We start from the raw sequence: 11,956 nt of genomic DNA, 5'->3' as shown, positions 1-11,956 counted from the left end.
CACAGGCGATCGGTTCGACCGGGCGGCAACAAGTTGCGGTGTGGCCCTAGTTTCGGCCCCGCGGCCACGCTCCGCCGCTGCAGCGGATCAGCTTTAGGGGAATCCCCAATGGTCGACGTGCACGAGTATGGACAGCCGGGAATCTCTAAGGAAAACCCCAGGGACATTCGTGGGAGAATTTCGACTTACACAGCCTCCCCCGATTCCCCTCCGCCGATGAGGCCCCAGGTCTTTCATGGCGCATTTGCCAGCAGCCGGGAATCACTCAGCACAGCCTTTTCTGCAGCGCGCCCCACAGGTCGCCCTTTCGACCCGCCCGCCCCCTCCACCCACGTGACGCGCTCGAGGGCGGCCTGATCATGCTGCTCCTGTGCGCGTCCCTCCAGCGGACTCGGACCGGCCATCACCGTCGGCGCCGACGCCCGGTGGTCCTGCGGCGGTCGTCGCATCCTGGCGGGCGACGCCCCCGGCAAGGTGAGCACGGGCCCACCGGTCGCGGCATTCCCGCATGGTCAGCGTTCACCGCGCGATCCGCTGGTGTGGGCGAAGCGACCCCCGGTGTTATTCAATGAGGTGTGCGGTCAGGGATCTCGGTGCCCCGACGCACGGGTCCGAGTGCAGCCCCGACGCACGGGTCCGAGTGCAGCCCCGGCGCTGCGCCGGGGATTGCGAGAGAGCCGCATGGACTCCACATCCTCCCCCTCGTCCTCTTCGCCGTTCGACATGGTCAGCAGTGCCCTCGGGCGCTACGTCCCGCGCGGCGGAGCTGCAGCGGCGGCCGGTCCTGCGAACGCGCAGGACGACCGCACCACCCTCCAACGCGTACCCGACAACCCGGCAGCCGACCGTCAGGATCAGATTCTCGGCGTGGTCAACCTGGACAGGGATCTGCGAATCACCGGCTGCAATCTGGACGCCCCCGTATTCGCGGGTCTGGACGTCGAGGCCGGGAGTCCGTTCGCCGATCTCCTGCCCGCCGGGGACGTACCGACGGTCACACGGCGGTTGCGGCAGGTCCTGGAGATCGGTGAGGCGCACGTCGCCCGGATCCAGCGCCTGCGGCGCGGCGACGGGTCGGAGCTGGTGGTCTCGCTGAGCATCCTGCCCGCCGCGGTGCCTCAGGAGGGCTTGACCGTCTCCGTGATCGCCATGGCCAGGAGGCTGCACCTGTACGCCGCCGAGACCGCGATCGGCACCTCGCTGGACATCGGCGAGACCGCGCAGTCGCTGGCGGAGTCCCTGCTGGCCTGGGGAGACGTGGCCGCCGTCGACCTCGACTTCGCCGTGTGGACGGGTGAGGGAGTCACCGAGCAGGCGCAGGGGCGCATCCGGCTACGGCGGGCGGCCCTGGTGCCGGACCGGGCGTGGCCCGAGGGTTACGTGACTCCGGGCGGCGATCTTCCGAGCGACGCGAGTCGCCTGCTGGCACAGGCGGTACGGCGGGACGATGCCCCGCAGCCCATCGTCATACCCGACCGGGAGGCGGTCGAGCGGCTGCTCAGCAGTCAGCGAGTGATCCGTGCCCTGGTGCCCGGTGACCGGTCGGCGTGTGTGGCGTGCGTACCGCTGGTCCTGGACGGCACGCCACCCGTCGTACTGGGCCTGGCGGAGGTCTGGCGGCGGGCGGACCGCCCCTTCCGCGACAGCGAGTTGCTCGACCTGCAGGAACTGGTGGCCAGGACCGCCCATCACGTCGACCTGGCCCGTCAGCACCAGCGCGAGCACACGCAGGTGCTGGCGTTGCAGCGCCGGCTGCTGCCCCGGACCGGCGGCCACACGATCGAGATCGCCAGCGTCTACCAGCCCGCCACCCCCGACAGCGCGGGCGTCGGCGGCGACTGGGTGAACAGCTTTCCGCTGCCGGACGGCCGTACCGCGCTGGTGGTCGGTGACGTCGTCGGGCACGGCCTGGGAGCCGCGGCGACCATGGGCCAGCTGAGCATGGAGGCCCGCGCGCTGCTGTCCGCGGGGCTGGCACCCGACGAGGTGCTGGAGCACCTGGACGAGACCGTGACGCTGCTGGACGACGCGGAGTCCGGACTGGCGGCCGGCTACAGCGCCCTCGGCTCCACCTGCTGCATCGCCCTCTACGACCCGGTCAGCCACCACGTGGCGCTCGCCAGTGCGGGCCACCTCCCTCCGGTCCTGGTGCTTCCGAACGGGCACGCAGGCCCGCTCGCGGTCCGCCCTCATCCCGGCCTGGGCGCCGAGTTCGCGCTGCGGGAGCCGTTCGAGGTGCACACGTTCGGTGTGCCCCCGGGCTCCCTGCTCGCCCTCTACACCGACGGCCTGGTGGAGGATCCGGCCCTGTCGATCGACGAGGGCATCAGCAGGCTGGCGGATGCCGTTTCCACGGTGCACCCCTGGGATGCCCTGCAGCAGGCCGCACGGCACGTCGTCTCCGCGCTGGCGCCCGTGCGCCGGCGCGACGACGTGACCCTGCTGCTCGCGCGCATGATCGGCTACCGCAAGGGGGACACCGCGACCTGGCGGCTACCCGCTCGCGACGACGCGCCCGCCCGTGCCCGCGCGCACGTCTCCGCACTGCTGCGGCAATGGCACACCAGGAGCGACACCCAGGACGACGTGGCGCTGCTGATCAGCGAGCTGGTCACGAACGCGGTGCGCTTCGCCGCCGGTCCCGTCACGATACGACTGATCAGGGGCGGTGGTAACGGCCTGCTGTGCGAGGTGGGCGACACCGGCAACGGCAGGCCGCGTCTGAGTCGGGGCGGCCTCCTCGACGACGGCGGGCGTGGCCTGCACATCGTGCACCGGCTCACCACCCGGTGGGGGGTGCGGTGGACGGACACCGGCAAGGTGGTCTGGGCGGAAGTCGCAAGATGACGCGGCTGCGGGGCGGGGCGCTGCCGGGCGTACGCGAGCGCGACGAGGGCAGGGGCGGCGTGCGCGTCAGCCGGCGCCCCCGACGGTACGGAAGGCGCCCTCGGCGGTACCGGTGGCGTGACCGGTGATGCGGGCGGGCCGTTCGCTGCCACGGGTGGCGCGGGCTCGCACTACAGCCACTCCCCTTCCAGGGCGGTGGCGGTGAGGCCCGGTGCCGCCGCGTACAGGACGGCGCGACTGCCCGACTTCTGTCCGGCGTCGTGCGCCCGCCTCAGGATGTCGAACACGGCGGCGCCTCCGCGGTTGCCGCTGGTGTAGCTGTCCCGGCTGTAGTCCAGCAGCCCGGACGGCCACGCGTCGGGCATCGTCTGCTCCATGTACTCCAGCACCCGGGTCCCGCCGGGGTGCGCGAGCAGCACGTCGGGGTGCCAGGAGTCGGGGTCGTCCAGGTAACGGACGCGCAGCCACTCCCACATCGCGGTGACCGTCTCCTGTACGGCGCGCGGTCCGCGCCGGTCCATCACGAAGTGGGTGCCGTCCGCCCGTGTTTCCAGGCAGTGCAGGTCTTGGGTGTCGGGCACGGTGTGGTGCCAGGCCGCGTCCAGCCGCAGGACCGACTCGCGCCTCGGGCGGCCCGTGACCACCGCGGCGACCGCGGTGTCCGCGAACAGCAACCGGACGATCAGGGACTCGAGGGTGTCGTCCGCGGGCTGGTAGGTCGTGCTCAGCGCCTCCGCGATCACGACCAGGACCACCCGGTCGGGGTCCGCGGCCACGAGTTCAGCCGCCAGGGCCAGGGAGCGGGTCCCCGCGACACAGGCCCACTGCGTGGCCGGCAGCAGCATCACGTCGTTGCGGAGCGCGAGCTTGTTGGCCAGGGCGACGTCAAGACCGGGCAGCGCCGGGGTGGTGGAGTGACTGGTGATCAGGCAGTCGATGTCCGCGGTGTCCAGCCCGGCGATCTGCAGGGCCCCGCGCGCCGCACGCTCCCCGTAGGACTGCACGGCCTCCCAGGCCGGCGCGGTGCGCTCCTGGACGGTCTGCGGCGCGGGTATCGCCTCGAGGGCGGCGATCACGCGGTCCACGTCCTGCTGGGTGAACCCCTCGCGTGCCAGCGCCTCTTGGGCGGTCCCGATGCCGACAGCCTGCAGGCCGCTGCCGTCGCCGGGCGCGACGGCGGTCTCCAGCGGCAGCATCCACCCGCGGGTCTCGATGCCCGTACTGGCCGCGATGCCGTCGATCCGCGGGGCCCACGCCGCATGCGGGTGCCGGTCGCGCACCTCCGCCACGATCTGGCTGGTCTCCACGGCGTGCTCGCCGTGTATCACGGCAGGAGGGCAGAGGTATGCGGCCATGATGGGCACCTTTCCAGGGGAACAAGGAGGAACGTCACGAGGGCTGCGTCATGGTCCGCTTCGGAACTTCGCGCCCATGCCGACGGGCTCCACTTCGGGAGTCGCTGTCCAGGTCGAGCATGGACACGAAAGGGACATTTCCGCTGTGACTAAGACAACTTGGGCGACTTTGAAGGGCGTGATACGGCACACACCGCTGAAACAGAGGGGCTCTCGGAGCGGGTCCACAGGTCTTACCTGACTCGCCGTCAGTCAGGAGTGCCTGGTCCGGGCGCGCACCGCCGACGGGCCGGTGCCGGCGCCCGCCGTGACGGTCCGTGGAGGCGGCCCTGCCGGAGGCCACCCGGCTGATGACGCGACAAGGGATCGAACGACTCCCGGTGGTCGACGAAAAGGACCGGCTCGTCGACATCGTCACCCGCCGCGACCTGCTCCAGGTCTCCCTGCGCTCCGCCGAGGAGATGTGGCAGGCCGTGCGACGCGAGGTGTTCGCCGACGCGCTCCAGGTCAGCCCCCAGATCTCCGAAGTCGCCGTCCACAACGATGCGGTCACGCTCACCGGGCAGCTGGAAAGCGGCGCAGAGCCGCCGTCGCGGTGGGTCCGACGCGCCCGCTGGACGGTGTCGCCGACGTCGTGCACGACCTCACCTGCCGCTTCGACGACAGGCACACACAGACCACCGGACCGACCGAGCACGGAATGGCCGACGACTGGCTGTGCGGGTCACGCGCCCACGGACCCCACCCACCGTCCGCCGGCCTTGCGGCCACGGGGGGCAAAAGCTCTCGGACATGGTCGAGATGGCCCACCGATCGGGGTCGGTCGCCCGCCCAGCCGCTGGTCCGGCTCAAAGGGGCCCGCACCCCGGCCCGCTGGGCGCCGCTGCCCCCAACAGACGTATCTGACACGGATCAACGGGGGTCCGGCTACGGATCATCGACGCGCACATCGCCGTGGCGTGCTGCCTGACGGAGAACCAGGCCGGATCGGACAGGCTGTTCCGGAGAACCTGCTGCCGACCGGACGCCGCAGTTGATGGGGACCGACCCGGCACGTCCCTGGCGCGCCTGCGAGGTCAGCCGGGGGATCGGCTTGGACGACGCACGCGGACTGCGTGCCGAACTCGGCCGGTGGGTCCGCGAGGGCATCCTCCGCAGGATCGCCCGCGGCGTCGACGGGCTTGACGACGGGTGAAAACGTCCGGCTGCCGGCACGGCCGCTCTCCGGGGCGCTGACAACCGTGAACTCGCCCTGACCACACGGCCTGGAAGTACCCCGACGAGTTGCGTGAGCGAGCCGTCCGCGAGGTGAGGACCTCAGGCCGCCCCGTCTCGCACGCCGTCCGGGACCTGGGCATCCACAAGGAGGTGCCGCCATGGGTCCGCCGGGCCGAGGCCGACCACGGCGAGCGGCCCGATCTGCTGACCACCGCGGAGAGTCGAACTGCCGCGAGGCCACCGCGGTGGCCTCGCCGACCCTCAAAGCGCGGCCACGTTCCCGGCGGCCGTCATGCCAGCTCCAGGACGAGCTTGCCGACGTTCTCGCCGCGGAAGAGCATCTGCAGCGTCTCGGGGAAGTCGTCCACACTCCCCCTCACGACGTGTTCCTTGACCTTGATGCGGCCGTCGGCGATCCAGGCGGAGATGTCCTGCGCGGCCTGTGGATAGCGCTCGGCATAGTCGAAGACGACGAATCCCTCCATCCGGGCGCGGCGCACCAGCAGTGTCAGGTAGTTCGAGGGGCCCTTGACCGGGGTGGCGTTGTTGTACTGGCTGATCGCACCGCAGATCACGACGCGCGCGTGCATCGCCAGCCGGGTCAGGGCGGCGTCGAGGATGTCGCCGCCCACGTTGTCGAAGTAGACGTCGATGCCGTCGGGGGCGTGCCGGCGCAGCGCCTTCCCGACGTCGTCGGTGCGGTAGTCGATCGCCGCGTCGAATCCCAGTTCGTCGGTGAGCAACGCGCACTTCTCCGGCCCACCGGCGATGCCGACCACCCGGCAGCCCTTGGCCTTCGCGATCTGACCCGCGATGGTGCCGACCGCGCCGGCCGCCCCCGACACCACGACGGTCTCGCCGTCCTTCAACGCCCCGACGTCCAGCAGGCCGAAATAGGCGGTCATACCGGGCATACCCAGTGCGCCCAGGTACGTCGAGGGCGGGGCGAAAGAGGTGTCGATCTTCATGGCGCCCTTGCCGTCGGAGACCACGTGCTCCTGGACGCCGAACATTCCGACCACGTGATCACCCGGCTGGAAGTCGGGGTGGTCGGAGGAGGTGACCTCGATGACCGATCCGGCGCGCATCACCTCTCCGATCGCCACCGGCGGCAGGTAGGAGGGACGGTCGTCCAGCCAGCCCCGCATCGCCGGGTCCAGGGAGATGACGCGTGTGCGACCCGCGAACCGGCCCGGGCCCGGTTCCTCGACGGGCCCCGCGCAGTGCTCCCAGTCATCGGGTTGCACCTCGCCCACGGGGCGGGCTGACAGACGGATCTGGCGGTTGGTCGCGGACATCGCGCCTCCTGTCGTTGCGGCTCCCCTGACCATACCGACCAGTAGGTAGGCCAGTGGCCGTGACATGCGCCACAGGCCGCCCCGCCCGGCGGGCACCTGTGGTTCGCGCCCCGCCGAGCCGTCGACCGACAGCGCCCGCCGGATGTCGCGCCGAGCCCAAAACGTGACGCCCCACGGGCTGTCCGGCATACCAACTAGTCGGTATCGTGCGCCGCCACGCCTCTCCCCCAGCCCTCCACGGAACCGAGCCGAGCCGAGCCGGAAGGCCACGCGATGACACATCCCCATGACCAGCGGTACCCACAGCAGGAATGGCCGCAGCCGCGGACCGAGCCGTACGCCCGTGCCCCTCGGTACGAGTCGTACGGGCGGGATCCGGGGCAGGAGCCCTCCCCGTCCGGATACGACGACGCCCCGTACGACTGGTACGGGCAAGCCGCCCGGCAGGAACCGTACGCGCACGAGACACCTCGGCACAGCGCCGACCTCGCCGCCCTTCGCTCGGCCTACCGCGTGCTCCGCCGGGTCTCCACGATCACCGCACTCGGCTCGTTCGTGGTGTACGTGCTGCTGTCCTGCTACGCACCGGAACTGATGGGGGCCAGGATCACCGGGGAGCTGAACCTGGGCATAGCCCTGGGGATCCTTCAGCTCGTCGTCACCTTCGCGGCGGTCTTCTCGTACGAGCGCAGCGCACAACGCTCGGTGGACCCGTTGGCCCGCGTCGTCAGGGAGCCGGCGGGCGGCCGGTCCGCGGGGGTGGCGAGATGACCGCCTTCGACGCCGGGTCGCAGGCCATCGTCCTCGTCCTCTTCACCGCCCTGGTCACCATCACGCTGCTGATGTGTGTGATGACGGGACCGGACCGCGACGACCTGACGAACTTCTACACCGGCTACCTTTCGCTCACCCCGTTCAAGAACGGCCTGGCCATCGCGGGCGACTACATCTCCGCGGCCACGGTGCTGAGCACCAGCGGCATCATCGCGCTCGCCGGATACGACGGCTATGTCCTCACGGTCAGCACCGCCTTGTCTCTGGTGCTGCTGATGTTCCTGCTGGCCGAACCTCTGCGCAACGCCGGCAGGTTCACCATGGGCGACGTCCTGGCCCGCACCATGCCCGGGCGGGCCGTGCGCATCGCTTCCTGCGTCGTGACGCTTTCGGCGACGCTGCCCTTCCTGGTCGTCCAGCTCTCCGGGGCCGGGTCTCTGCTCACCTTCATCCTGAACATCCCGCACGGGGCGGGCGCCAGGACGGCGTGCATCGTCATCGTCGGCAGCCTGATGATCATTTACGCGGCGCTCGGCGGTATGCGGGGAACCGCGCTCCTTCAGATGATCAAGATCGTCATCCTGCTCGGCACCAGCGTCGTCGTCGCCGCCCTGGTGCTGAACCGCTTCGGCTGGAACCCCGGAGACCTGCTCAGGGCCGCACAGCACGGCAGCGGCACGGGCCCAGCCTTCCTTCGACAGGGCCTTCAGTTGGGCACCTCGGCCGGTGACCGGCTGGACTTCGTCGGTCTCCAGATCACCGTGGTCCTCGGCGTGGCCTGCCTGCCCCACATCACCATGCGTCTGTTCTCCGCGCAGGACGTGCCGGCCGTGCGTCGCTCCATGTCGTGGGCCGTCGGCACGGTCACCACCTTCTGCCTGCTCGTGATCATCTTGGGTACGGGCGCGGCAGCCCTGGTGGGATCGCGGTCCATCATTGCGGCCGACCCGCACGGCAGGACGGCGGTGCTCATGCTGTCGCAGGTGCTCGGCGGGGCCCCCGCCTCCGCGGGTGCGACGATTCTCTACTCGGCCGTGGCGGGAATGGTGTTCATCACCCTGCTGTCCTCGGTCGCGGGGATGACGCTGGCCGCGGCCTCGTCGCTCGCCCACGACCTGTTCGCCCATGCGGCGCGGCGGGGACAGGCGGAGCCGCGTACGGAGATGACGGTGGCGGCGTGGACGAGCGTGGCCGTGGGAACCGTGGCCATCGGGCTCGCCACCCTGGTCCAGAGCTGGGACGTCGGCGTGCTGACCACTCTGGCCGTCTGCATCGGGGCATCCGCTGTGGCTCCCGCGCTGACCTACTCCCTGTTCTGGAGAGGATTCACGCGCACCGGTCTGCTCGCCACCCTCTATGGCGGCGCGGCCTGCGCGGTGGTGCTGATGATCTTTTCCAAGGCCGTCTCGGGCACGTCGTCGGCCGTCTTCCCGAACGCCGACTTCCATTGGTTCCCCATGCAGTCCACCGGACTGGTCTCCATCCCGTTCGGCTACCTGGCGGGCTGGCTGGGCAGCCGGCTGGACCACCGGCGCCGCGCCGCTGACAGTCGGGAGAGCCGAGTGCTGTACGAGGAGAGCGAGGAGCGTCTGCTCGCCGCAGCCGAGTGACCGAGGTGGCGGGGGCGGACCGGGCAGGCGGCCTCGCTGCCGCCGCGGTCCGCCCAGGGCCCTGCGCGGAGCCCCATGACAGCCGTACGCCTCCACGCGCGCCGATGTATGAGTCGACAGCAAGGGCGTGCGACGGTCAGGTGAACGTGCCGGCCAGTGGTTGCTCGGTCCACACCGTTTTGCCTTCGCGGGTGTAGCGAGTGCCCCAGCGTTCGGCCATCTGGGCCACCAGGAACAGGCCGCGCCCGCCCTCATCGGTGGTACGGGCGCGGCGCAGGTGTGGTGCGGTGTGGCTGGCGTCGCTGACCTCGCACACCAGAAACCGTTCACGGATCAGCCGCAGGGTCGCAGGGCCACTGGCGTACCGATAGGCGTTCGTGACCAGTTCGCTGGCGATCAACTCGGTGCTGAACACCAAGTGCTCCAGGCCCCATTCGGTCAGCTTGGCCGAGGTCAACGCCCGGGCCCGGGCGGCGCTGGCAGGCTCCAGCGGCAGACTCCACGAGGCGACATCGTCCGGTGGCAGGAGGTGGGTGCGGGCGATCAGCAGAGCGACGTCGTCGATGGGGCGCGATGGCACGAGCGAGTCGACCACCGCTTGGCATGTCCGTTCCAGTGCGTCCGCAGGGCGGGAGAGCGCCGCACACAGTTTGGTCAGGCCGACGTCGGCATCGATGTGGCGTTCGCCGATGACTCCGTTGGTGTACAGGCACAGCAGGCTTCCCTCTGCCAGCTCGATCTCCCGGGCCTCGAACGGCAGTCCGCCCAGGCCGAGCGGCGGGCCGGCGGGCAGGTCGAGCGGTGCCGCCTGTCCGTCCGGAGCCGTCACCACCGGCGGCGGGTGGCCGGCACGGGCCACGGAGCAGCGCCGGGATACCGGATCGTATACGGCATAAAGGCAGGTGGCGCCGACTACCTGCTCGCCCACGGGCCGTTCGCCGGCTCCCTCCTGTTCGGCCGCCAGCAGGGTGACCAGGTCGTCCAGGCGGGAGAGGACCTCGTCCGGTTCCAGGTCCAGGCTGGCGAGCGTATGTACGGCGGTACGCAGTCGGCCCATGGTGGCGGCAGCATGGATGCCGCGTCCCACCACGTCGCCGACGACGAGGGCGACCCGAGCCCCGGACAGCGGAATGACGTCGAACCAGTCGCCGCCCAGACCCGGTGCCGCGCTGGCCGGCAGGTAGCGCAGGGCCACCTCGACGGCCGACTGGTCCGGAACCGCCCGGGGCAGAAGGCTGCTCTGCAAGGTGAACGCGGTCTGCTGCTGCTGGGTGAAGCGCCGGGCGTTGTCGACGGCAACGGCTGCGCGCGAGGCGAGTTCCTGGGCGAGGGTGAGATCGTCCGCCTCGAAGGGATCGGGGCGGAGCGAACGCCACAGGGTCATCACACCCAGCACCAGGCCACGCGCGGCAAGAGGTACCACGATCAGCGAGTGGACGCCCAGGTCCGGAGCGTGGACCCCCTGGTGGCCTTTCATCGAGAACCAGTCGGGCGAAAGAACCGGTTCCAGGACGGGCCGCCCTTCGGCCAGGCATCTGGCCTGGGGTGTGTCGGGCCCGAACTCCACCGGCTCACCCTCGGGGTGGGACGGGCCGGGTTGCTGGGCGCCGACGCTGCAGGCACCCACTCGTACCACAGGCCCTGCCATGGCCTGCGCCAGTTCCTCACCGCGCGTCACCGGCTGAAGCAGGTCCACTGACGCATGGTCGGCGAGGTGAGGCACCATCACCTCGGCGAGTTCACGAGCGGTCTCTGCCACGTCGAGGGTGGTTCCGATACGGCTGCCGGCCTGGTCGAGGAGCGCGAGCCGACGCTGGGCCCGATGGCGTTCGGTGATGTCCTCGATCATCTCGGCCACACCCAGGATGCGGCCGGAGGGGTCCTCCATCCGGAAGGACGAGACCATCGCGACCCGCTCCTGTGCCGGGTCCCGCTCCAGGCGGACGAACTGCTCCGAGTAGACCAACGGTCTTCCGGTCTCCATCACCTGGCGCACACGGTCCACGGCCTTGCGTGCGTCATCGGCTACGAGGAAACAGCCCGTGGGCAGCCCCCGGAAGTCCGCTGCCGGGACGCCGGTGACGCGTTCGATGGCCCGGTTGACCCGGAGAAGAGTCAGGTCGGGCCCGTGGACGACCAGGCCGACCGGGCTCCGGCGGTACAACCCGTCGAGAACCGCGCGGTCTCTTTGCCACTCCAGGAGGTCAGCCGCGAGTGCCCCGGCAAGAATCCACTCACGGACCCGGTCATGGCGTGAGAGCACGTGGGCCCTGAGCCCCATCTCGATGAGTCGCCCGTCGCGGTGCCGCACCTTGAGCACGCCGAACCAGCCGCCGGCTCTCCTGCAATTTGCCACGGCCTCCGTGACAGTCGGCAGATCACGAGGATCGACAAGGACCTCGAATGCCGGACGCCCGATCACGGCCGCGTCCAGATGGCCGAGCAGTTCCTGGGCACGCCGGTTCCATCCGACCACGACTCCCCGGTCGTCGAGCACCGCCAGGACGGCAAGGGGGGCGAACGGATCGTCGTGGCTTGCGCTGAGCTCCGTCATCCGCATCTCCACCGCCGGCTGACCCGCTGATACGCCCAAGCCTAGTGAACCCGGTGGGGCCGCGCGCGACCCCACCGCGGATGGCGCGGGTGATCACGGCAGGCCCGCCGGTCCGCTGTCAGCGGCCCGCGGACACCCAGGCTGATACGGCTCCTGCGCGTCCGCTGGACAGAGAGCCTCCTCCACGGCCGACGGCCCGATCCGACGCCGCGTGCCCGGCGGCCGTCGGGTCGTCCACGTACCCGCGGGCACGCACAGCTCCGGGCTCCCGTGACGGGGCGAGGGCGGTCCCCGGACGTC

Annotated in this window: 7 protein-coding genes and 2 pseudogenes; 6 read left to right on the top strand and 3 right to left on the bottom strand. The window is 70.7% G+C overall.

Going from position 1 to position 11,956, the window contains the following annotated elements; translation table 11 throughout:
- Positions 1-681 precede the first annotated feature (681 nt).
- Entirely contained in the window at positions 682-2,847 is a 2,166-nt protein-coding gene (locus tag ACFYW7_RS36405; RefSeq protein WP_389510492.1) for a SpoIIE family protein phosphatase, read from the top strand.
- A gap of 170 nt (positions 2,848-3,017) precedes the next feature.
- Here the strand turns inward: ACFYW7_RS36405 and ACFYW7_RS36400 are convergent, their stop codons facing one another.
- Positions 3,018-4,202, bottom strand: a complete 1,185-nt coding sequence (locus ACFYW7_RS36400; RefSeq protein WP_389510490.1) for a type III polyketide synthase — start codon at positions 4,200-4,202, stop codon at positions 3,018-3,020.
- A gap of 317 nt (positions 4,203-4,519) precedes the next feature.
- On the opposite strand from ACFYW7_RS36400, the gene ACFYW7_RS36395 reads away from it, so the two are divergent.
- The 3 genes and pseudogenes from ACFYW7_RS36395 to ACFYW7_RS36385 all read left to right on the top strand — a co-directional run.
- Positions 4,520-5,239 carry a CBS domain-containing protein gene (locus ACFYW7_RS36395; protein ID WP_389510488.1) on the top strand — a complete coding sequence of 240 codons (720 nt, stop codon included), beginning with the start codon at positions 4,520-4,522 and terminating at the stop codon, positions 5,237-5,239.
- Positions 5,197-5,388, top strand: a pseudogene (locus tag ACFYW7_RS36390) (IS4 family transposase); the annotation flags it as partial. The gene ACFYW7_RS36395 and the pseudogene ACFYW7_RS36390, both read left to right, overlap by 43 nt.
- A 95-nt stretch (positions 5,389-5,483) precedes the next feature.
- Positions 5,484-5,612: pseudogene (locus tag ACFYW7_RS36385) on the top strand (hypothetical protein); the annotation flags it as partial.
- A gap of 98 nt (positions 5,613-5,710) precedes the next feature.
- Here the strand turns inward: ACFYW7_RS36385 and ACFYW7_RS36380 are convergent.
- Positions 5,711-6,718, bottom strand: coding sequence for an NADP-dependent oxidoreductase (locus ACFYW7_RS36380; RefSeq protein WP_389510486.1), 1,008 nt, complete (start codon positions 6,716-6,718; stop codon positions 5,711-5,713).
- 273 nt (positions 6,719-6,991) lie between these two features.
- Here ACFYW7_RS36380 and ACFYW7_RS36375 point away from each other — a divergent pair, with 273 nt between their 5' ends.
- Together ACFYW7_RS36375 and ACFYW7_RS36370 are read left to right on the top strand one after the other, a co-directional pair.
- Positions 6,992-7,489 (top strand): DUF485 domain-containing protein, encoded by a 498-nt coding sequence (locus ACFYW7_RS36375; protein ID WP_389510484.1) that lies wholly within the window; start codon positions 6,992-6,994, stop codon positions 7,487-7,489.
- A complete protein-coding gene (locus ACFYW7_RS36370) occupies positions 7,486-9,102 on the top strand; it encodes a cation acetate symporter (protein WP_389510482.1) in 1,617 nt (538 codons plus the stop codon). Before ACFYW7_RS36375 ends, ACFYW7_RS36370 begins: the two co-directional genes overlap by 4 nt.
- Before the next feature lie 136 nt (positions 9,103-9,238).
- Here ACFYW7_RS36370 and ACFYW7_RS36365 read toward each other — a convergent pair whose 3' ends face one another.
- Positions 9,239-11,656: a SpoIIE family protein phosphatase gene (locus ACFYW7_RS36365; RefSeq protein WP_389510480.1), complete on the bottom strand. Its 2,418-nt coding sequence runs from the start codon at positions 11,654-11,656 to the stop codon at positions 9,239-9,241.
- Positions 11,657-11,956 lie beyond the last annotated feature (300 nt).

Source organism: Streptomyces sp. NPDC002580, assembly GCF_042889485.1.
In the GTDB taxonomy this organism is placed as follows: Bacteria; Actinomycetota; Actinomycetes; order Streptomycetales; family Streptomycetaceae; genus Streptomyces.
This window is presented reverse-complemented; position numbering and strand designations above follow the sequence as displayed.